Raw genomic sequence first — 21,245 nt, forward strand, 5'->3', positions numbered from 1 at the left:
TTGTAATGTAATCTTGAATGATTTTTTAAATTATGTTAAAATAAGTGATAAAAACTGATGGAGGAACTTATGAAAAAAGAAGAGTTTCAAATTGAAGATTTAATTAATGTTTTAAGTGAATGTGGATTAACTGAAATTAGTTATGAGGAAAATGAAAATTTAAAAATAAAAATAAAAAAATCTCCACAGCCAAAAGTTGTAATGCCTAAAGAAACTCCACAACCTGCAAAAGAGACAGGTAAAAAAGAGGAGAATATAAAAACTGTAGTCTCTACAGGAATAGGAAAATATTTCTATAAAGATGCAGTTAAAATAGGTGATAAAATTAAAGTAGGACAAGATCTTGGTTATATTTATGTAATGGGATTAAAAACACCTTTAAAGTCTACAGTAGGAGGAGAAGTAATGGAGATAACTGTAGAAGATGGAGGCGTAGTTGACTACGGTAAAGTGTTATTAAAAGTAAAGGCCACAGCAAGATAATTGGGAGGATTTTATGTTTAAAAAGATATTGATTGCTAATAGAGGTGAAATCGCTGTTAGAATAATAAGAGCAGCAAGAGAGTTAGGAATAAAAACAGTTGCTGTTTATTCAGAAGCAGATAAAGATAGTTTACACGTTAGATTAGCAGATGAAGCAGTTTGTATAGGGGGACCTTTAAGTACAGAGTCATATTTAAAAATACCTAATATATTAGCGGCAGCAGAGATAACAGGAGCAAATGCAATACATCCTGGATATGGATTTTTATCTGAAAATGCTAGATTTGCAAGAATATGCCAAACTCATAACATAACATTTATTGGACCAAGTCCAGAAGCTATTGAAAGCATGGGTGATAAAGCTACAGCTAGAAAAACTGCAATAGAAAATGATGTACCATTAACAAATGGAACAGGAATTATAAGAAGTATAGAGGAAGCTAGAAAAGAAGTAGAAGAAAGAATAGGATATCCAGTAATGATAAAAGCTACTGCAGGTGGTGGTGGAAAAGGTATGAGATTAGCTAGAACTCCAGAAGAGTTAGAAAGCAAAATCATCGCTGCTCAAACAGAAGCAGAGTCTGCATTTGGAAATCCAGATGTTTATATAGAGAAGTTTGTTGAAAACCCAAGACACGTTGAAATTCAAATTATGGGAGATAAACATGGAAATGTTATTCACTTGGGAGAAAGAGATTGTTCTATTCAAAGAAGACATCAAAAGTTAATAGAGGAAGCACCATCGTATAAATTACCATCAAAAGTTAGAAAAGCAATGGGTGAGGCTGCTGTAAAATTAGCAAAATCTATTAATTATGATTCAGCAGGAACTTTAGAATTTTTAGTTGATAAAGATGATAACTTCTATTTTATGGAAATGAATACAAGAGTTCAAGTTGAGCATACAGTAACTGAGATGGTAACGGGAATAGATATTATTAAATTACAAATCAAAGTTGCAGAAGGAGAGAGAATAAACATATCTCAAGAAGATGTTGTATTATTTGGACATGCAATTGAATGTAGAATAAATGCTGAAGATACAACAGCAGGATTTTTACCATCACCAGGAAAATTAGAAACTTATATTGTTCCTGGAGGACCTGGAGTTAGAGTAGATTCACACTCATATCAAGGATATGAAATTTCTCCATACTATGATTCTATGATTGGAAAGCTTATTGTCCATGGAATCACTAGAGAAGAAGCTATAGAAAAGATGAAAAGAGCATTAAATGAATTTATTATAGAGGGAATTGATACAACAATTCCATTCCATTTAGAGGTACTAGACAATAAGGTATACAGAGCAGGAAAAGTTACAACGAAGTTTATTGAAGAAAATTTTGAAAAAAATTAAATAATAGCTAGGAAAAACTTTAAATAAATGTAATAATATATGTATAATATCTACGGAGGTGTTTTTATGAACGAGTTAGGAAATATAAAAATAGCAGATGATGTTGTAAAGACGATATCAGCAAAGGCAGCACAAGATGTTTCTGGAGTTTATAAATTAGCAGGTGGAGTAGCAGATGAAGTTAGTAAAATGCTAGGGAAAAAGAGACTTACAAATGGGGTTAAAGTAGAAGTTGGAGAAAAAGAGTGCAGTGTAGAGATATATATTATAGTTGAGTATGGATATCAAATCTCTGAGGTTGCTCAAAATGTTCAAAAAAATGTTTTAACAGCAGTGAGTACAATGACTGGATTAAAAGTTGTAGAAGTGAATGTATTTGTACAGGATGTAAAAATTTTAACAGATGAGTATGAAGAAAAGCAAGAGGATATAGAGATTGTATAATTAAAATATGAGAGAGGCGTTTTATTACGCCTCTAATCTTTCTTTACAGGGGTGAGTTTATTGATAAAAAAGTTAATATTTTTCTTTGCATGGATAGGAATATTTACTATAGCTGTAACAGGAATAGGGTATATAACAATGCCACAATATTTTTCAACAATAGACACAAGCTCACTTATATTTAAAGTTGTTATTTTTAATATATGCTTAATATATATGTGTATATCAATATTAAAATTATTATCTAATTTTTCCAAAGAAAAAGATTATGTTATAAAAAATGAACATGGATCAGTTCATATTTCAACAGATACAGTAAAAAATTTAATAAGAGAGATTTTGTCAAAAGATAGCGATATAAAAGGTTTAAAAATAGAGTGTGGAAATAGAGGAAGCAAATATTTTGTTAAATTAAATTTAGATATGATATCAAATAATAATCTATCGTCAAAAACAGTAGATATACAAAATTTGATAAAAACTAATTTAGAACAAAAGTTAGATTTAAAAGTTGATTATATAGAGGTAAAAATTTCTAGATTATCACCTAGAAGAGACTCAATTGAATAGGAGGAGCAGATATGATGTTGGAAAAGATTATTGAAAATTTTATTCTTAATTTTAAGAAATATCTATATGCCATCTTAGGGTTAGTGATAGGAGTTCTTTTAGTTGAGTATGGGATGCTAAAAACTATTTTTATATTATTTTTGGCATTTATTGGATTTAAATTAGGAGATAGAGATTTTCAAGAGAAGTTAAAAAAACAAATATTAAATAGATTAAAGGATTAGAAAGGAAACAATAATGAGTAGAAGAGTAGCAAGAGAAGAGTTATTTAAAATAGTTTTTGAATCGGAGTTAACTGAAGTAAAGATAGATGAAACTTTAGCAAGTTATATGTTAAGAGATGAAACTAATTTAAATACAAATGAAAAAGAGTTTATTGAAAAATACTCTAATGGAATGGCTTTAAATGATGAGAAAATTACAGAAACATTAAAAAATAATATTACTGGTTGGAGCTTAGAAAGAATTGGAAATGTTGAAAAAGCACTTTTAAAAATAGCGACATATGAGGTTTTATTTGAGGATGTTCCAGCTGAGATAGTTGTTAACGAAGTTGTAGAATTAGCAAAAAAATATGGTGATGAGAAATCACATGAGTTTATCAACGGTGTTTTAGCAAAAGTAGTAGTTGAAAAAAATAGATAATAACTTTAAAAAGGAGAAGTAGTTCTAAAAAATTGCTTCTCCTTTTTTATTATTTATTATTTAATTTTTTCTAAAATTAATGGCTTCTAGCAAATGATGCTTTTCAATATTAGAAGAGTTTCCTAAATCTGCAATTGTTCTAGCAACTTTTAAAATTTTATGATATGTTCTCATGGATAAATTTAAATTTCTAATAGCTGTTCTAATTATTTGCTCACATTCATTATTTAAAGAACAATATTTTTCAACTTCGTTATTATTCATATCACGATTAAGTTTATTATTATTAAAGCGCATATTTTGAAGTTCTCTAGCTTTCATAACTCGATCTCTGATAATTTGAGAAGTATCACCTCGATCTTCATCTAAAATCTCTTTATCATTGAGCCTGTAAATTTCAACATATAAATCAATTCTATCAATAATAGGACCTGAAAGTTTTTTTGTATACCTTCTAATGTCATAAGGTGTACATGTACATAACTCTTCATCAAATCCATTTCCACAAAAACATGGATTACATGCAGCGATAAAGATTAATTTGGCAGGGAACTCCATTTTTCCTAAGCTTCGTGTTATAGATATTCTTTTCTCTTCTAAAGGTTCTCTTAAACTTTCAATAACGACTCTATCAAACTCTGTAAATTCATCTAAAAATAGTACACCATTATTAGCTAAACTTATTTCACCTGGTTTAGGTGTTCTACCACCTCCGATTATAGAGGATGTTGTAGATGTATGATGAGGGTCTCTAAATGGTCGGTTAATAATGATAGGAACTCTTTCACTGAGTTCACCGGCAATACTATAAATTTTAGTAGTTTCAATAATTTCACTCTCTGACATAGGTGGTAGTATGCCAGTTAATCTTTTAGCTAACATAGATTTACCACTTCCAGGAGCTCCAATCATTATTATATTATGCCCTCCAGCGGCAGCAATTTCAAGTGCTCTTTTAGCTCTTATTTGCCCTTTAACGTCCCACATATCTAAAGTATATTCAAAGTTTTTTATTGTATTTACAACTCTTTTACTACGAGTAATACCTTCTTCTATAAATTTAACAACATCTCTAAGATTTTTAACAGCAATAATATCAATATCTTTTATAATTGAAGCCTCTTCTAAATTTTCTTCAGGAATAATAACTCCTTTAAATCCTTTACTTTTAGCCAATAAAACACCGCTAATTATGCCTTCAGATCTTCTAACTTCTCCAGTTAAAGAAAGTTCACCCATCAGTAGATATTCTCTTAAAATACCTTTATAATCAGAAAGAAATTTCATTCCAACCATTATTCCAATGGCAATAGGTAGATCAAAGTGTGATCCTTTTTTTCTTATGTTAGCAGGAGTCAAATTAACAACAATTCTTCTAGGATCTAATAAATAACCCATATTTTTAATTCCTGACCTTATCCGATCTCGACTTTCTGATATAGTTACATCACCTAAACCAACTATATTAAAAATAGGAAGACCATTAGTCACATCAACTTCGACTTCAACTAAAAATGGTTCAATTCCTAAATAACTTGAGCTTAACACTCGAACTAACATAAAAACCTCCTTATTTATAAATATTTTAAAATTTAAAATAAATTAAATTTTGATAAATATCAGAGTGAGTATTCTATATGACTACTGATATTTTATAATTTTCTTTTTTTTAAAAAATAAATAAAAAAAGTTTGACATATCCACAAAAAAGGTGTATATTATTCTTGTGAACAAAATTGTAATAATTACAAAAGAGTAATTGTAACAATTTTAAAAAATATAAAAAAATATAAAATATAGACAGAAAATAATCGAGGAGGATTTAAAATGGCAAAAGTAAAATGTACAGTATGTGGAGAAGTATTTGAAGAGGCTTTAGGAGCTTGCCCTTTATGTAAGGTAGGATTAGATAAATGTGTTGCTTATGATGAAACTGCAGGAAGAGTTTGGGCAACTGAGCATAAAGTAGGAGAAGGATTAGCTTGCGGAGATGAAGAAATCATCGAAGGATTAAGAGCAAACTTCAACGGAGAGTGTATGGAAGTTGGAATGTACTTAGCAATGGCTAGAGTAGCAGATAGAGAAGGATATCCAGAAGTAGCAGAAGCTTATACAAGAATAGCTTTTGAAGAAGCTGGTCACGCTGCAAGATTTGCAGAGTTATTAGGAGAAGTTGTAACTGATTCTACAGAAGAGAACTTAAAGAGAAGAGTAGAAGCTGAGTATGGAGCAACTTCAGGAAAATTCGACATTGCTAAGAGAGCTAAACAATTAGGATTCGATGCAATTCACGATACAGTTCATGAAATGGCTAAAGATGAAGCTAGACACGGAAGAGCTTTCTTAGGATTATTAGAGAGACATTTCCAAAAATAATAATAAATAGTTAGAGTGCTTAATATATTTAAGCACTCTTTTTCGTTATGTTGAAGTTTTGATTAGATTGTGATACTATTAAAGTATTATAAAGGGATAAAAGGTGAGATGCTTGGGGAAAATAATTTATGTAACTGGTGGAGCAAGAAGTGGGAAAAGTTCATTTGCTGAAAAAAAAGTTTTTCAATTGAATAAGGAGAAGATTTATGTAGCTACAGCGATATCTTTTGATGAAGAGATGAAGGAAAGAGTAAGACTACACAAAATTCAAAGAGGAGAAAATTGGATAACAATAGAGGCATATAAAAATCTTTATAAAATTTTAGAAGAATATAAAGAGTTAAATGGAGTTGTATTACTAGATTGTTTAACAAATTTAGTCACAAATATTATGATTATGGATAGAGATATCAACTGGGATAAAATAACTCAAGATATTGTTAAAGAGATTGAGGAAGAGATTGAAAATGAAGTTCAAAAATTAATAGATTTTATAAAAAATAGTTCATTGGATATGGTTGTAGTTTCTAATGAAGTTGGAATGGGATTAGTTCCTCCGTATGCTTTAGGAAGATATTTTAGAGATATAGGCGGTAGAATAAATCAATTAGTTGCAAAAGAATGCCATGAAGCGTATTTAATAGTTTCTGGATTAGAGTTAAAATTAAAATAGAGTTTGGAGGAGAAAATGAAAGGTTTAGCTTTACTTTTTAAATTTATGACAAGATTACCATTTCCAGGAGGAAAAACTTTTGATTCGAAAGCTTTAGGAAAAGGAATGAAATGGTTTCCAATAGTAGGATTAGTAATAGGTATTATAAACTTAGCTGTGGCAATGGTTTTAGAAACATTTATTCCATCGCCTATTTTAATAGCAATAATCTTAGTTACTCTTGATGTTATAGTAACTGGTGGATTACATTTAGATGGTCTAGCGGATACTTTTGATGGAATATTTAGCTATAGAAGTAAACAAAAAATGTTAGAGATTATGAAAGACTCTAGAGTTGGAACAAATGGTGTTTTGGTTTTAATACTTTACTTTATATTTAAAGTTGCTTTCTTAGTAGAAACATCAGAATTGTTTGGAGTAAATCAAGGTGTAATAATGCTTATTGTCCCTATATTAGCTAGAATAAATAGTGTAGTCAACTGTGCTTTTGAGCCTTATGCAAGAGCCACTGGAATGGGTAAAACTTTTGTTGATAACACTGATAAGATGGGATTATTAATATCTTATGTCACTGTTACAGCTATATTATATGGAATAGCTCAGTATTTTATGTTACCTTTTATAAGTTTATTTATTGTTTTAAATATACTAATTGTTTGTGGGTTTTTATTTGGGAAGTTAATGACAAAAAAAATAGGTGGTATAACTGGAGATACTTTAGGAGCATTGTTAGAGCTATCTTCAGTACTTTCATTAGTTTTAATGTATGTAACTTTATAGGTGAGATTGATGGGGAAAATTATTTTAGTTAGGCATGGTGAATCAAAATTAAATATTGAAGGGGTTTACTATGGAATTTTAGATCCAGAATTAACAGAAAAAGGAAAAGAGCAGGCAGAAAAAACTAGGGAAATTTTAAAAAGTATAAATTATGAAAAGATATATGCAAGCGATTTAAGAAGAGCAATAGACACAGCAGAGATTGTAAATTATAAAAAATTAGAAATCTTAATTGATCAAGAATTACGTGAACTAAATTTTGGAATATTTGAAGGACATAGTTATAAAGAACTTTTGGACAAATATCCAGAGGAGTTAAAAAAGAGTCAAAGTAATTGGGAAAATTATAATTATATAACTGGCGAAAGTGTTTTAGAGCTTCAAAAAAGAGCTATTAATTTTATAGAGAAGAAAGTTGATTTAGATGGAACAACAGTTTTAGTTACTCACTGGGGAGTAATTAATACTATTTTAAGTCATTACTTTTCTAATGGATTAGAATCTTATTGGAAGTTTAGTGTAGAAAATGGTGGTGTAGTTATAATTGAATTTTCTGAAGGATATCCCATATTAAAGGGATTAAATATAGGGGGCTAAAATTGGACAGAATAAAAAAGATTCAAAATGATATAATTGGTGTTGATACAGAAGCTATAAAAGAGTGTAAAAAAATATTAGATTCTAGAATGAAACCTGAGAAAAGTTTAGGTGTTTTAGAAGATTTAGCAATGAAAGTAGCGGGAATAACAGGCCAACCCTTAAATGAACTAAAAGCTGGGTGTCATTTTATAGCATCGTCTGATAATGGAGTTATAGAAGAAGGAGTATCATCTTGTCCAATAGAATATACAAGAATAGTTTCAGAAGCAATGTTAAGCTCTTTTGCAGCTATTGGAATTTTATGTAAAAGTTTAGGAATACCTCTAAATTTGATAGATATTGGAATAAAAGGAGATATTCCAAGAAACTATGAAAACTTATACGTAAAAAAAATAGCTTATGGAACTAAAAATTTTAGTAAGGAACCTGCTATGAGTTTAGATGAGGTAATAAAAGCAATCTTAGTTGGAGTAGAAATAATAAAAGAAAAAAAAGAGTATGATTTCTTCTCTAATGGAGAGATGGGAATAGCTAATACAACAACAAGTTCAGCTATATTATACGCCTTAACAAAAGAGGATATAGAAAAAGTTGTAGGTTGTGGTGCAGGACTTTCAGATGAAGGATTAAGACGAAAAAAAGATGTGATAAAAGATGCTTGTCTGAAATATGATTTATTTAATAAAGAGCCAATAGAAGTTTTAAGATGCGTTGGTGGACTTGATATAGCATGTATGGTTGGACTTTACTTAGGTGCAGCATTAGAGAGAAAGCCTATGTTAATAGATGGTTTTATATCAGCAGTAGCAGCATTACTTGCAACTAGAATAGAACCAAAGGTAAAAAATTACCTAATAGGAACTCATATGAGTGAAGAACCAGGAATGAAAGTCGTTATGACAGCACTAGATTTAAAAACATTTTTACATATGGAGATGCGTTTAGGAGAAGGAACTGGAGCAGTTTTGGCGTATCCTATTTTGAAAGCAGCAGTAGAAATTCCTAAAATAATGAAAACAAAAGATGAGGTTTATGAAATATTTCAATAAAGTAATAAGGGGTGATTATTTTGGAAAAAAACCAAATGCAAGGACACCGAAAGAGATTACGAGAGAAGTATTTAAAAGTTGGATATAAGGGTTTAGAGGATTATGAAATTTTAGAGCTACTGTTAACTTATTCAATAAAATTAAAAGATTGTAAAGGTATTGCAAAGAATTTATTGTCAAAATTTAAAAGCATAGATAAAGTGATAAATGCTGAGTTAAATGATTTAAAAGAAATTGAAGGTGTTGGTGCAGAGACAGCTTTATATTTAAAAGTAATTGGTGAAACTATGTCTAATCACTATTTTAAAAATGTGAAAAATGCTGATTTAACAACTTTGAAAGGCAAAAATGATTTGGTAAATTATTTGAAAGACGATGTAGGTACTTTGAAAAGTGAAGAGTTTAAAGTGATTTACCTAAGTAGTGATAATAAGATTGTATGTGATGAGATTTTATTTAAGGGAACAATTGATAGAAGTGTAGTTTATCCCAGAAAGATAATGGAAAGAGCAATTGATAATAGAGCTAAAGGAATAATATTTGCTCATAACCATCCAAGTGGAAATTTAACTCCATCTAAAAAAGATATTGAATTAACATTAGAAATGCAAGAGTTACTAGAAAAGGTAGATATAAAATTATTAGACCATATTATTGTTAGTGATGAGTCTTATTTTAGTTTTTATGAAAATGGACTAATTGAATATTATTAAAAAGTTTAGCCCTCTTACGTTGATTAAGAGGGTCTTTTAGTAAGGAGGAAAAATGTTAGACAAAATAATTATAAAAGGTGCTAGAGAACATAATCTTAAAAATTTTGATATAGAAATTCCAAAGTATAAATTTGTTGTTGTAACAGGAGTAAGTGGAAGTGGAAAATCATCGCTAGCATTTGATACTATTTATTCAGAAGGACAAAGAAGATATGTAGAAAGTTTATCGGCTTATGCAAGACAATTCATTGGACAAATGAAAAAGCCAGAGGTAGATAGCATAGAAGGGTTAGCACCGGCTATTTCAATTGAACAAAAAACAACAAATAAAAATCCAAGATCAACAGTAGGGACAGTAACAGAGATATATGATTATATGAGATTATTATTTGCACATATAGGTAAAGCACATTGTCCAATATGTGGAAAATTAGTAGAGAGACAAAGTGTTGATGAAATTGTAGAAAATGTATATGAAAAATTTAATAATGGTGACAGACTAATGATTTTAAGTCCTGTTGTCAAAGATAAAAAAGGAACACACAAAAATCTATTTTTAAATCTTGTAAAAAAGGGATTTGTAAGAGCAAGAGTTAATGGTGAAATTCTTTATATTGAAGAGGAAATAAACTTAGATAAAAACAAAAAGCATAATATTGAAGTTGTTGTAGATAGAATTGTTGTAGATAAGGAAGATGAGGAGTTTAAATCAAGATTAACTCAAAGTATAGAGCAAGGTATAGAACTATCTGAAGGAAAAATAATAATAAACTGGGGAGATGGAGAACAATTATATAGTGAAAATTTTTCATGTCCAGATCATGAAAATGTAAGTATTCCAGATTTAAACCCGAGACTATTCTCTTTTAATGCTCCTTTTGGAGCTTGTCCTGAATGCAAAGGAATAGGGAAAAAATTAGAAATTGATGAAAGTAGACTAATAGAGGATGAAAACTTATCAATATTAAAAGGTGGATTATATGTTCCAGGAGCAGCATCAGCTAAAAAGGGTTATACATGGACAATATTTGAATCTATGGCGAAAAAATATAAAATTGATTTAGATAAACCAGTAAAAGATTTAACTAAAAAAGAGATGGATATAATTTTTTATGGAACTGATGGAGAGAAATTTAGAGTGGACTATACATCAAAAGAGTTTAGTTTTCATGGAGAAAAGGATTTTGAAGGAATTGTAAAGAATTTAGAAAGAAGATATAATGAATCGTTTTCAGAGAGCTCTAGAGAAGAGATAGAAAATAGATTTATGATAGAAAGAATATGTAAGGTATGTCATGGAAAAAGATTAAAGCCAGAAGTTTTAGCTGTAACTGTTTATAATAAAAATATAATTGAGATAACAGAACTAAGTATAAAAGATGCTCTAAATTTTTTTGAAAATATAAAGTTAACAGAAAAAGAGAAACAAATAGCAGCAGAGATCTTAAAAGAGATAAAAGAAAGAATATCGTTTATGATAAATGTGGGATTAGATTATTTGAGTTTAGCTAGAGAGACAAAAACATTATCTGGAGGAGAGTCTCAAAGGATTAGATTGGCAACTCAAATTGGGTCAGGGCTAACAGGTGTATTGTATGTTTTAGATGAACCAAGTATTGGATTACATCAAAGAGATAATGATAAACTTTTAGCTACTTTAAATAGATTGAAAGAGTTAGGAAATACACTTATTGTTGTTGAACACGATGAAGATACAATGCATCAAGCTGATTATATTTTAGATATGGGACCGGGAGCAGGAGTGTTTGGTGGTGAAATTGTAGCTGCAGGAACACCACAAGAAGTTATGGATAATGAGACTTCAATGACAGGGAGATATTTAAAAGGTGAAATAGGTATAACGGTACCAGAAAAGAGAAGAGAGCCCAAAGGGTATATAACTTTAAAAGGAGCAAAGGGGAATAATTTAAAGAATGTAGATGTAGATATACCTTTAGGTGTTTTAACTGTTGTAACAGGAGTAAGTGGAAGTGGAAAATCAACACTAATAAATCAAACTCTTTATCCAATTTTATTTAATAAATTAAATAAAGGTAAGCTTTATCCATTAGAATATTCTTCTATTGAAGGATTAGAAAGTTTAGATAAAGTTATAGATATAGATCAAAGTCCTATTGGAAGAACTCCAAGATCAAATCCAGCTACATATACAAAAGTATTTGATGATATTAGAGATATTTTCTCTCAAACAAAAGATGCAAAAGCTAAGGGATACTCAAAAGGTCGTTTTTCTTTTAATGTAAAAGGAGGACGATGTGAAGCATGTCAGGGTGCTGGAATAATCAAAATTGAAATGAATTTTTTACCTGATGTTTATGTTGAATGTGAGGTATGTAGAGGAAAAAGATATAATAGGGAAACACTGGAAGTTTACTACAAAGGAAAAAATATTTCAGATGTATTGGACATGAGCGTGGGAGAAGCCTATGATTTCTTCAAAACAATACCAACATTAGAAAGAAAACTAAAGGTATTAGTAGATGTAGGGTTAGATTATATAAAATTAGGTCAACCTGCTACAACGCTATCTGGAGGAGAAGCTCAAAGAATAAAATTAGCAAGTGAATTATCTAAAGTATCAAAAGGAAAAACTGTATATATTTTAGATGAGCCAACAACAGGATTACATTTTGAAGATATAAGAAAACTTTTAGAAGTAATTAATAGATTAGTGGAAAAAGGAAATACAGTTATAATTATAGAACATAATTTAGATGTAATAAAAAATGCTGATTACATAATCGATATAGGACCTGAAGGTGGAGATGGTGGAGGAAAAGTTATTTTAACAGGAACTCCAGAAAAAATAGCTTCTTCTAAAAAAGGTTATACAAGTAAATACTTAAAAAAAGCATTAAAAGGAGAGAGATAAAATAATGTTTGAATATTTAAATGGAGTAATAAAAATAAAAAAACCAGAATATTTAGCAGTGGATGTAAATGGGGTAGGGTATAGAGTTTACATAACTTTAAAAACTTATGATCAAGTACAGGTGGGAGAGAAAAAAGAGCTATATATATATAATGTAATAAAAGAAGATGCATTTAAACTAGTAGGGTTTTTACAGGAGAGAGAAAGAGTTCTTTTTGAGATGTTAATAGGAATAAGTGGAATAGGATTATCACTAGCCCTTTCTATAATGTCAACATTTTCAATAGACAATATTAGAGAGATTGTTTTAACAGAAGATTTTAAGACGTTAAAAAGAGTTCCAAAATTAGGAGAAAAAAAATCAAAGCAAATAATTATAGATTTAAATAATAAGATTAAAACATTAAATTTAATGTCTATGGAAGATCCATCAGGAGATATGTTAAATAATGCGATTGAAGAAGAGTTATATATGGCATTAGATTCTTTAGGATATAGTAAAAAGGAAATAGATTCTATGATAAGTAAAGATGAGTTAAATAGTTATTCTACTTTGGAAGAGGCAATTAAGGGAGTTTTAAAAAAAATTCAATTAAGGGGATGATTTTATGAGGAAAATCTATGTTCTAGACACTAATGTTTTAATACATGACCATCGTAGTATTTATAGTTTTGAAGATAATGAAGTTGTTGTTCCTATATATGTAATAGAGGAGATAGATAATTTAAAGAGAAATAGTACGACAGCAATACAGGCTCGTTTAGCAGCTAGAGAGCTTGATACCATAAGAAAAAAAGGGTGTATTGCAAAAGGGGTAGAGCTAGAGAAAAAGATTTTTTTCAGGGTAGAGATAGAAAGTGATTTAAATTTATTACCACCAGTATTAAAAAAAGACTCAATGGATAATATGATAATTGCAACAACTCTCGGAATTAAAAATAAAAATCCAGATATGAAAGTAATTTTAATAACTAAAGATATAAATATGAGAATTAAGGCAGATTCTTTAGGATTAGAAGTTCAAGATTATGAAACAGATAGAACGGATTATACGACGTTATATGATGGTTATGAAGAGATTGAAGTTTCAAGAGATATTTATAACAAATTTGATAAAGCTGGAAAAATAAATGTTTGGGAGTTAGGAAAAGAGTATCATTTTACAGAAAATATGTTTATTAAATTTAAATGTGGAGAAGAAAAAACTTTTGGAAGATATATAGGTGGAAAAATTAGAAGAAATTTAGAAGGACAAATATCAGCTTGGGGTGCAAGGGCAAGAAATGATGAGCAAGAATATGCAATGGAACTTTTAATGGATGAAAATATAAAAGTTGTAACATTAGTAGGAAGAGCTGGAACTGGAAAAACTTTATTGGCAATAGCAGCAGGATTAGAACAAGTTGTTGAAAGAGGGAAATATAAAAGATTACTTATAGCTCGTCCAATAATTCCAATGGGAAAAGATTTAGGGTATCTTCCTGGAAGTGAAGAAGAGAAATTAAGACCATGGATGCAACCCATATATGATAATATAGATTATTTAGCTGGGGAAAAAGGTGAAAAAACTGGAGAGAAAGTAATTTTAGGGCTTCAAACTATGGGGCTTTTAAAAATAGAAGCTCTTACTTATATAAGAGGAAGAAGTATTCCTAATGGATATATAATAATAGATGAAGCACAAAACTTAACTCCTCTCGAAGTAAAAACCATAATAACAAGAGCAGGAGAAAATACAAAGATAGTGTTAACAGGAGACCCAGATCAAATAGATAGTCCATATTTAGATTCAGACACAAATGGGCTTACATATCTATCAGAAAAATTAAAAAATGAAAGTATAGTAGGACATGTTACTTTGAAAAAAGGTGAACGTTCAGCATTAGCTGAGTTAGCAGCAAAACTTCTATAATTTTTTCTTTTATTTTATCAATATATATATTATAATAATGTATAAGATAAAAGACGAAATTTGGGAGGAGTAAAGTTATGGAGACACTTTTAACATTGTTTTTATTTATTTTTGCTGTAGCTTTAATAATATTAGTTCTTGTTCAACCAGATAGAAGCCATGGTATGTCAGGTAGCATGGGAATGGGAGGTTCAAATACAGTATTTGGAGTTTCAAAAGACGGAGGACCACTAGCCAGAGCAACTGAAGTAGTAGCATTTTTATTCATACTTTCAGCACTTCTTCTGTATCTAGTAAAATAGTTAAAAGAGTTAAAGGCGTGTTGGGGTACACAATACGCTTTTTTATTTTAAAAAATAGGTTGTGATTAAATGCAAAGTATATTTGGTGGAAATTTTGAAGATGCAAAACCTCTATCTACTCGTTTAAGGCCTCAGAAGTTTGTAGATTTTAAAGGGCAAGAAAAACTTCTAGGAAAAAATGGTGTTCTTAGAAAAATAATAGAGGGTAAATCTTTATCTAATATGATTTTATATGGACCATCAGGCTCTGGAAAAAGTTCATTGGGTGAAATAATATCTAAAGAGTTAAACTATAATTTTGAGACTTTAAATGCAACAGTAGCAAGTTTAAATGATTTAAGAGAGATTGTAGAAAAAGCTAAAAGAAATTTAGAGTTATATGGGAAAAGAACAATTTTATTTTTAGATGAAATTCATAGATTTAATAAAACTCAACAAGATGCGTTATTGTCTTATACAGAGTCAGGAATATTAATTTTAGTTGGAGCTACTACTGAAAATCCTTATCATAGTCTAAACAATGCACTATTATCAAGGTGTTTAATCTTTGAATTTAAACCTTTAACAAGAGATAATATAAGAGAGATTTTAATAAAAGGTGAAAATTTATTAAATTTACAACTTCCCGAAGAAGTAAGAGATGTTATTTTAGATATTTCTCAAGGAGATAGTAGAGTAGCTTTAAATTACTTAGAATTATATAAAAATAGTTGTATGGGATACTCTAAAGAAGAGATAATAGATATTTTCAGAGAAAGAAAAGCCTCTTATCATAAGGAAGAGGATAAATATAATATAATTTCAGCTATGATAAAAAGTATAAGAGGAAGCGATCCAGACTCAGCAGTATATTGGTTAGCAAGGCTTCTTCATGGTGGAGAAGATCCACGATATATAGCAAGAAGAATATTTATCCATGCAAGTGAAGACATTGGTATGGCTAATCCAGAAGCTATGTTAATAGCAAATAGTGCTATGAATGCAAGTGAAAAAATAGGAATGCCGGAAATAAGGATAATTTTATCTCAGGCAGTTATTTATTTAGCAATATCAACAAAAAGCAATTCAAGCTATATGGCAATAGATAAAGCTTTAAAAGATATAGAGGATGGAGACTTAGAACCGGTTCCAATACATATAGGGACTGGAGCGATAGGATATAAATATCCTCATAATTATGAAAATAATTTTGTGGAGCAAAAATATAGAGCAAATAGAAAAAAATACTATATTCCAGGAAATAACAGAAATGAAAAACTAATTGAAGAAAAATTAGATAAATTATGGAAATTAAAATAATTGAGGTGATAAAATGAAGCTAATTAAAGCGGTTAGAGGAACTAAAGATATATTTGGAGATGAAGGAATAAAGTATGACTATATAACGAGGACAGCTCAAGAGTTTTTTGGGAATTATGGGTACTCAATGATAAAAACTCCTATATTTGAAGAAACAGATCTTTTTAAAAGAGGAGTAGGAGAGGGAACAGATATCGTTGAAAAAGAGATGTATACTTTTCAAGATAGAGGAGAAAGAAGTATCACTTTAAGACCAGAAGGAACAGCAGCTGTTGTAAGATGCTATTTAGAAAATAAGATATACGCGAAAGAGGAAGTTTCAAGATATTTTTATGCAGGGTCTATGTTTAGATATGAAAGACCTCAAGCAGGAAGACAAAGAGAGTTCAATCAAATAGGTGTAGAAGTTTTAGGTGAAAGCTCACCGATTTTAGATGCAGAAGTAATTGCAATGGGATATTCTTTTTTAAGTAAAATCGGAGTTACTGATTTAGAAGTAACTATAAATTCTGTAGGAGAAAAAGAAAGCAGACAGAGATATAGAGAAACTCTTTTAAACTTTTTAGAACCAATGAGAGAAGAGCTTTGTGATGATTGTAAAATGAGAATGGAGAAAAATCCACTTAGAGTTTTAGATTGTAAAGTAGATAAATGTAAAGAGTTAACAGCTGATGCACCAATTATAACAGACTCTTTATCAGTAGAAGAAAAAGCACACTATGAAATAGTGAAAAAATATTTAACATTATTTAATGTAAAGTATAAAGAGGATCCAAGACTAGTTAGAGGATTGGATTATTATTCAAGTACAGTTTACGAGATTGTGACAAATAAATTAGGATCACAAGGAACTGTTTTAGGTGGAGGAAGATATGATAATCTTCTAAAGCAACTTGGAGATAAAGAGATACCTGCATTTGGATTTGCAGCAGGAGTTGAAAGAATCATGATGCTTTTAGGTGAGGATTTCCCAAAAAGAGAGTTAGATGTATATATAGCTTGGTTGGGAGAAGCTACTATGGATTCTGCATTTAAGTTAGCTAATGATTTAAGACTTTTTGGAAAATCTGTTGTAATAGATTATGCTTCAAAAGGAATGAAAGCTCATATGAAAAAAGCTGATAGAGTTGGAGCAAAAAATGTTATTATAATAGGTGAGGATGAGATGAATAAAGGTGTTGTTATGCTAAAAGATTTCATCAATAGAACTCAAGAAGAAGTAAGTATAGAAAATATAAAAAATATATTAAAATAATAGAAGGAGAAAAGCGATGACGTATTATAGAACTCATAACTTAGGGGAATTAAGAGCTTCAAATATTGGTGAAACAGTTACTTTATCTGGATGGGTTGATACAAAAAGAGACTTAGGTGGATTAACATTTATCGATTTAAGAGATAGAGAAGGAAAAACACAAATAGTTTTCCATACAGATGTAGCAGAAGTTTCAGTTGTAGAAAGAGCACAAAAATTAAAAAATGAATCAGTTATAAAGGTTGTAGGAGTTGTAAAAGAAAGACAAAGCAAAAATGCGAATATTCCTACTGGTGATATTGAAGTATTTGTAACAGATTTAGAAGTTTTAAATAACTGTGATGTTTTACCATTCCAAATATCTGGAGATGAAAATTTAAGCGAAAATATAAGATTAAAATATAGATATTTAGATTTAAGAAGATCTCAAATGACTAGAAATCTAAAAATGAGACATAAAATGATTATGTCAATAAGAAACTATATGGATGAAAAAGGATTCCTAGACGTAGATACTCCAATTTTAACAAAGTCAACACCAGAGGGAGCAAGAGACTTCTTAGTTCCAAGTAGAATTAATCCAGGAGATTTCTATGCTTTACCACAATCACCTCAATTATTTAAGCAATTATTAATGATTTCTGGAGTAGAAAAATATTTCCAAATTGCTAAATGTTTTAGAGATGAAGATTTAAGAGCTGATAGACAACCTGAGTTTACTCAGTTAGATATCGAAATGTCTTTCATAGAGCAAAAAGATATTATGAATGAGATAGAGGGATTAGCTAAAAGAGTATTTAAAAATGTAACAGGAGAATCAGCTGATTACGAATTCCCAAGAATGCCTTATGCAGAAGCTATGGAAAGATTTGGTTCAGATAAACCTGATACAAGATTTGGTGTTGAATTAAAAGATTTAACAGATATAATGGCAACTTGTGGATTCAAAGGATTTAAAAGTGCAGTAGAAGCTGGTGGAATCGTTAAAGCAGTTGTAGCTCCAGGAGTTGCAGAGCAATTCTCAAGAAAAATTTTAACTGAATATGAAGATTATGCAAAAACATATTTTGGTGCAAAAGGAATGGCTTGGATAAAGTTAACAGAAGAGGGAGTTAATTCCCCAATAGCTAAGTTCTTTACTGAAGAAGAGATGAATGCAATCATAGCTAGAACTGAAGCAAAAGTTGGAGATGTAATAATGATTGTAGCAGATAGAGCAAAAGTTGTGTATGGAGCTTTAGGTGCTGTAAGATTAAAGTTAGGAAAAGAATTAGGATTGATTAATAATGATGAATTTAAATTCTTATGGGTAGTAGATTTCCCTATGTTCGAATATGATGAAGAAGAGCAAAGATATAAGGCTCAACATCACCCATTCACATCAATAAAAGCTGAAGATATGCAGTTATTCTTAGATGGAGAAATGGATGAAGTTAGAACTAACTCATACGACTTAGTATTAAATGGATCTGAAATTGGTGGAGGATCAATAAGAATATTTAATCCTGAAATTCAAAGTAAAGTATTTGAAAAGTTAGGTTTATCTAAAGAAGAAGCACAAGAGAAGTTTGGATTCTTTGTGGATGCATTTAAATATGGAGCACCACCACATGGAGGATTAGCTTTTGGTATTGATAGATGGTTAATGGTAATGTTAAAAGAGCAATCAATAAGAGATGTAATCCCATTCCCTAAAACAAATAAAGGTCAATGTTTAATGACAGAAGCACCAAGTAAAGTTGATGATAAGCAATTAGAAGAGCTTTATTTAGATTCAACATATAATTCAGAAATAGTTTAGTTATAAAAAATATACTATTCATAAGGATTTTTTAATTGAAAAAATAATATAGAAGTGATATAATTGTCTTAAGAATAAATATTTCTGGTCTACTCGCTATTATCTGGAGGTTTTGGGCCTAAGGTCGCTATTGGGATTGGCGCTGTTATTTATAGTTCAGAAAAGTCACGGAAACCCTTGTTTCACGGACCCTGTGTATAGATAATATCTGGTTACCACTTATAAGAAATGGCGACCAAAACCGTAAGGAAGGCGGTAGACTGGAGTTATTCTTTTTAGGACTTTCGAGTCCTTTTTTTTTATTTCACGATGAAAGGAGAATAAATGTTAACTATTGAAAAACAAATAGAAATAATTTTATTAGAAACAGTAAATAATCTTTATCCAGATAAAGATTTAAAACCAATAGAGATAACTGTAGCAACAAATGAAAAATTTGGAGATTTTCAATCAAATTTTGCTATGATGAATTCTAAAATAATTGGTGGTAATCCAAGAGCTATTGCTGAGAATGTTGTAAATAACATAGTTGAAAATAGTGTAATTGATAAAATAGAGATTGCAGGACCAGGATTTTTAAATATATTTTTAAAAGATTCATATTTAGGAGATTTAGTTAAAAAGATTTCAAAAGAGGATTATGAATTTAAAGGACTTAATATAGAAGGAGATGTAATAATAGATTACTCTTCGCCGAATATAGCAAAAAGAATGCATATTGGTCACTTAAGATCAACTATAATCGGAGATTCGATTAAAAGAATGTATAAGTATTTAGGTTATAATGTTGTGGCAGACAATCACATTGGAGATTGGGGAACTCAATTTGGAAAACTGATAATAGGATACAGAAACTGGCTTAATCAAGAGGCTTATAAAGAAAATGCTATTGAAGAATTAGAAAGAGTTTATGTTGAGTTTACAAGACAAAGTGAGGAAAATCCAGAACTTGAAGATCAAGCTAGAGAAGAGTTAAAAAAACTTCAAGATGGTGATAAGGAAAATTATAGATTATGGCAAGAGTTTATAAAAGTTTCTCTAGATGAATATGCAAAGTTATATAATAGAATGGGAATAAACTTTGATACATATTATGGTGAATCTTTTTATCATGATTTAATGCCAGGAGTAGTTGAAGAGTTAGAAAATAAGAAAATAGCAGTTGAAGATCAAGGAGCAAAAGTTGTATTTTTCCCAGAGGAAGAGAAACTACATCCTTGTATTGTTCAAAAGAAAGATGGAGCATTTTTATATGCAACTTCAGATATAGCAACTGTTAAATTTAGATTAGCTAATTATAATGTAAATAAATTAATATATGTAACAGATGAGAGACAGCAAGATCACTTTAGACAATTTTTTAGAATTACAGATATGTTAGGATGGAATGTTGAAAAGCAACATGTTTGGTTTGGAATAATGAGATTTGCTGATGGTGTGTTCTCTACTAGAAAAGGAAATGTAATTAGATTAGAGGAACTTTTAGATGAAGGTAAGAGAAGAGCTTATGAAATTGTAAATGAGAAAAATCCAGAATTATCAGAAGAGGAAAAAGATAATATAGCAGAAGTTGTAGGAACAGGAGCTATAAAGTATGCTGATTTATCACAAAACAGACAAACAGCAGTTATTTTTGAATGGGATAAAATTTTAAGCTTTGAAGGAAATACGGCTCCATATTTACAATACTCTTATGCAAGAATTAAATCTATATTAAGAAGAGCAAAAGAGCAGAATAAAGATGTTAAAGAGGATGTTATAATAAAGTTTGTAGATAAAACAGAAAGAACTTTAGCTCATCATTTAACACAATTCCCAGGAGTTATATTGAAAGCAGCTGATAGTTGTAGACCAAATTTAATAGCTGATTATTTATTTGAATTATCAAAAAAATTCAATAGCTTCTACAATGCATGTCCAATATTAAATCAAGAGGATGAAATTTTATATTCAAGATTGTTATTAGCTGAAAGAACAGCAGCAGTATTGAAAGAAGGATTGAATATTTTAGGAATAAATACATTAGAGAGAATGTAAAACTAAAACCAGTGTGAGAGCACTGGTTTTTTTATAAAAAAGAATAAGAGAA

Annotated in this window: 21 protein-coding genes; 20 read left to right on the plus strand and 1 reads right to left on the minus strand. The window is 29.8% G+C overall.

What is annotated here, in order from left to right; all coding sequences use genetic code 11:
• The first annotated feature begins 69 nt into the window (after nucleotides 1–69).
• The 6 genes from H5J23_RS04310 (at nucleotide 70) to nusB (ending at nucleotide 3,502) form a co-directional block, all read left to right on the plus strand.
• Nucleotides 70–483 (plus strand): biotin/lipoyl-containing protein, encoded by a 414-nt coding sequence (locus tag H5J23_RS04310; protein WP_040405958.1) that lies wholly within the window; start codon nucleotides 70–72, stop codon nucleotides 481–483.
• A gap of 13 nt (nucleotides 484–496) precedes the next feature.
• Nucleotides 497–1,843 (plus strand): acetyl-CoA carboxylase biotin carboxylase subunit, encoded by a 1,347-nt coding sequence (gene accC, locus H5J23_RS04315; RefSeq protein ID WP_023051553.1) that lies wholly within the window; start codon nucleotides 497–499, stop codon nucleotides 1,841–1,843.
• A gap of 66 nt (nucleotides 1,844–1,909) precedes the next feature.
• Nucleotides 1,910–2,287 carry an Asp23/Gls24 family envelope stress response protein gene (locus H5J23_RS04320; protein WP_185891094.1) on the plus strand — a complete coding sequence of 126 codons (378 nt, stop codon included), beginning with the start codon at nucleotides 1,910–1,912 and terminating at the stop codon, nucleotides 2,285–2,287.
• A 60-nt stretch (nucleotides 2,288–2,347) separates the two neighbouring features.
• Complete coding sequence (gene amaP / locus H5J23_RS04325) at nucleotides 2,348–2,857, plus strand: alkaline shock response membrane anchor protein AmaP (protein ID WP_040405962.1); 510 nt, start codon at nucleotides 2,348–2,350, stop codon at nucleotides 2,855–2,857.
• Between the two features lie 11 nt (nucleotides 2,858–2,868).
• Nucleotides 2,869–3,081 (plus strand): DUF2273 domain-containing protein, encoded by a 213-nt coding sequence (locus tag H5J23_RS04330; protein WP_040405964.1) that lies wholly within the window; start codon nucleotides 2,869–2,871, stop codon nucleotides 3,079–3,081.
• 13 nt (nucleotides 3,082–3,094) lie between these two features.
• Nucleotides 3,095–3,502 carry a transcription antitermination factor NusB gene (gene nusB / locus H5J23_RS04335; protein WP_023051557.1) on the plus strand — a complete coding sequence of 136 codons (408 nt, stop codon included), beginning with the start codon at nucleotides 3,095–3,097 and terminating at the stop codon, nucleotides 3,500–3,502.
• Nucleotides 3,503–3,562: 60 nt separating this feature from the next.
• Here nusB and H5J23_RS04340 read toward each other — a convergent pair whose 3' ends face one another.
• The gene (locus H5J23_RS04340; RefSeq protein ID WP_185891095.1) at nucleotides 3,563–5,062 is read right to left on the minus strand and encodes a YifB family Mg chelatase-like AAA ATPase; all 1,500 of its coding nucleotides are present in this window, start codon (nucleotides 5,060–5,062) and stop codon (nucleotides 3,563–3,565) included.
• A gap of 267 nt (nucleotides 5,063–5,329) precedes the next feature.
• Here H5J23_RS04340 and H5J23_RS04345 point away from each other — a divergent pair, with 267 nt between their 5' ends.
• The 14 genes from H5J23_RS04345 to argS all read left to right on the plus strand — a co-directional run bounded on the left by H5J23_RS04345 (nucleotide 5,330) and on the right by argS (nucleotide 21,193).
• Nucleotides 5,330–5,878, plus strand: a complete 549-nt coding sequence (locus H5J23_RS04345; RefSeq protein ID WP_023051559.1) for a ferritin family protein — start codon at nucleotides 5,330–5,332, stop codon at nucleotides 5,876–5,878.
• A gap of 112 nt (nucleotides 5,879–5,990) precedes the next feature.
• Nucleotides 5,991–6,551 (plus strand): bifunctional adenosylcobinamide kinase/adenosylcobinamide-phosphate guanylyltransferase, encoded by a 561-nt coding sequence (gene cobU / locus H5J23_RS04350; protein ID WP_023051560.1) that lies wholly within the window; start codon nucleotides 5,991–5,993, stop codon nucleotides 6,549–6,551.
• A 15-nt stretch (nucleotides 6,552–6,566) separates the two neighbouring features.
• Nucleotides 6,567–7,331, plus strand: a complete 765-nt coding sequence (gene cobS, locus H5J23_RS04355; RefSeq protein WP_023051561.1) for an adenosylcobinamide-GDP ribazoletransferase — start codon at nucleotides 6,567–6,569, stop codon at nucleotides 7,329–7,331.
• A 9-nt stretch (nucleotides 7,332–7,340) separates the two neighbouring features.
• Nucleotides 7,341–7,928 carry a histidine phosphatase family protein gene (locus tag H5J23_RS04360; protein ID WP_185891096.1) on the plus strand — a complete coding sequence of 196 codons (588 nt, stop codon included), beginning with the start codon at nucleotides 7,341–7,343 and terminating at the stop codon, nucleotides 7,926–7,928.
• A gap of 2 nt (nucleotides 7,929–7,930) precedes the next feature.
• Nucleotides 7,931–8,980 (plus strand): nicotinate-nucleotide--dimethylbenzimidazole phosphoribosyltransferase, encoded by a 1,050-nt coding sequence (cobT, locus tag H5J23_RS04365; protein ID WP_185891097.1) that lies wholly within the window; start codon nucleotides 7,931–7,933, stop codon nucleotides 8,978–8,980.
• A 20-nt stretch (nucleotides 8,981–9,000) separates the two neighbouring features.
• Nucleotides 9,001–9,693, plus strand: a complete 693-nt coding sequence (gene radC, locus H5J23_RS04370; protein ID WP_040405966.1) for a DNA repair protein RadC — start codon at nucleotides 9,001–9,003, stop codon at nucleotides 9,691–9,693.
• Between the two features lie 52 nt (nucleotides 9,694–9,745).
• Nucleotides 9,746–12,586 carry an excinuclease ABC subunit UvrA gene (gene uvrA, locus H5J23_RS04375; RefSeq protein ID WP_023051565.1) on the plus strand — a complete coding sequence of 947 codons (2,841 nt, stop codon included), beginning with the start codon at nucleotides 9,746–9,748 and terminating at the stop codon, nucleotides 12,584–12,586.
• Between the two features lie 4 nt (nucleotides 12,587–12,590).
• Nucleotides 12,591–13,190 (plus strand): Holliday junction branch migration protein RuvA, encoded by a 600-nt coding sequence (ruvA, locus tag H5J23_RS04380; protein ID WP_023051566.1) that lies wholly within the window; start codon nucleotides 12,591–12,593, stop codon nucleotides 13,188–13,190.
• Between the two features lie 4 nt (nucleotides 13,191–13,194).
• Entirely contained in the window at nucleotides 13,195–14,499 is a 1,305-nt protein-coding gene (locus tag H5J23_RS04385) for a PhoH family protein (RefSeq protein ID WP_185891098.1), read from the plus strand.
• Nucleotides 14,500–14,576: 77 nt separating this feature from the next.
• Nucleotides 14,577–14,801: a preprotein translocase subunit SecG gene (gene secG / locus H5J23_RS04390; protein ID WP_023051568.1), complete on the plus strand. Its 225-nt coding sequence runs from the start codon at nucleotides 14,577–14,579 to the stop codon at nucleotides 14,799–14,801.
• Nucleotides 14,802–14,870: 69 nt separating this feature from the next.
• Entirely contained in the window at nucleotides 14,871–16,100 is a 1,230-nt protein-coding gene (locus H5J23_RS04395; RefSeq protein WP_185891099.1) for a replication-associated recombination protein A, read from the plus strand.
• A gap of 13 nt (nucleotides 16,101–16,113) precedes the next feature.
• Nucleotides 16,114–17,355: a histidine--tRNA ligase gene (gene hisS, locus H5J23_RS04400; RefSeq protein ID WP_185891100.1), complete on the plus strand. Its 1,242-nt coding sequence runs from the start codon at nucleotides 16,114–16,116 to the stop codon at nucleotides 17,353–17,355.
• A 16-nt stretch (nucleotides 17,356–17,371) separates the two neighbouring features.
• The gene (gene aspS, locus H5J23_RS04405) at nucleotides 17,372–19,156 is read left to right on the plus strand and encodes an aspartate--tRNA ligase (RefSeq protein ID WP_023051571.1); all 1,785 of its coding nucleotides are present in this window, start codon (nucleotides 17,372–17,374) and stop codon (nucleotides 19,154–19,156) included.
• A 324-nt stretch (nucleotides 19,157–19,480) separates the two neighbouring features.
• Nucleotides 19,481–21,193 carry an arginine--tRNA ligase gene (argS, locus tag H5J23_RS04410; RefSeq protein WP_185891102.1) on the plus strand — a complete coding sequence of 571 codons (1,713 nt, stop codon included), beginning with the start codon at nucleotides 19,481–19,483 and terminating at the stop codon, nucleotides 21,191–21,193.
• The last annotated feature ends 52 nt before the right edge of the window (nucleotides 21,194–21,245 follow it).

The sequence above is a fragment of the Cetobacterium sp. 2G large genome, from assembly GCF_014250655.1.
In the GTDB taxonomy this organism is placed as follows: Bacteria; Fusobacteriota; Fusobacteriia; order Fusobacteriales; family Fusobacteriaceae; genus Cetobacterium_A; species Cetobacterium_A somerae.

Bases quoted from the DNA above. Each gene is read 5' to 3' on its own strand.
- H5J23_RS04310 (WP_040405958.1), top strand. From the start codon at position 70: ATGAAAAAAGAAGAGTTTCAAATTGAAGATTTAATTAATGTTTTAAGT.
- accC (WP_023051553.1), top strand. From the start codon at position 497: ATGTTTAAAAAGATATTGATTGCTAATAGAGGTGAAATCGCTGTTAGA.
- H5J23_RS04320 (WP_185891094.1), top strand. From the start codon at position 1,910: ATGAACGAGTTAGGAAATATAAAAATAGCAGATGATGTTGTAAAGACG.
- H5J23_RS04330 (WP_040405964.1), top strand. From the start codon at position 2,869: ATGATGTTGGAAAAGATTATTGAAAATTTTATTCTTAATTTTAAGAAA.
- nusB (WP_023051557.1), top strand. From the start codon at position 3,095: ATGAGTAGAAGAGTAGCAAGAGAAGAGTTATTTAAAATAGTTTTTGAA.
- H5J23_RS04340 (WP_185891095.1), bottom strand. From the start codon at position 5,062: ATGTTAGTTCGAGTGTTAAGCTCAAGTTATTTAGGAATTGAACCATTT.
- H5J23_RS04345 (WP_023051559.1), top strand. From the start codon at position 5,330: ATGGCAAAAGTAAAATGTACAGTATGTGGAGAAGTATTTGAAGAGGCT.
- cobS (WP_023051561.1), top strand. From the start codon at position 6,567: ATGAAAGGTTTAGCTTTACTTTTTAAATTTATGACAAGATTACCATTT.
- H5J23_RS04360 (WP_185891096.1), top strand. From the start codon at position 7,341: ATGGGGAAAATTATTTTAGTTAGGCATGGTGAATCAAAATTAAATATT.
- uvrA (WP_023051565.1), top strand. From the start codon at position 9,746: ATGTTAGACAAAATAATTATAAAAGGTGCTAGAGAACATAATCTTAAA.
- ruvA (WP_023051566.1), top strand. From the start codon at position 12,591: ATGTTTGAATATTTAAATGGAGTAATAAAAATAAAAAAACCAGAATAT.
- H5J23_RS04385 (WP_185891098.1), top strand. From the start codon at position 13,195: ATGAGGAAAATCTATGTTCTAGACACTAATGTTTTAATACATGACCAT.
- secG (WP_023051568.1), top strand. From the start codon at position 14,577: ATGGAGACACTTTTAACATTGTTTTTATTTATTTTTGCTGTAGCTTTA.
- H5J23_RS04395 (WP_185891099.1), top strand. From the start codon at position 14,871: ATGCAAAGTATATTTGGTGGAAATTTTGAAGATGCAAAACCTCTATCT.
- hisS (WP_185891100.1), top strand. From the start codon at position 16,114: ATGAAGCTAATTAAAGCGGTTAGAGGAACTAAAGATATATTTGGAGAT.
- aspS (WP_023051571.1), top strand. From the start codon at position 17,372: ATGACGTATTATAGAACTCATAACTTAGGGGAATTAAGAGCTTCAAAT.
- argS (WP_185891102.1), top strand. From the start codon at position 19,481: ATGTTAACTATTGAAAAACAAATAGAAATAATTTTATTAGAAACAGTA.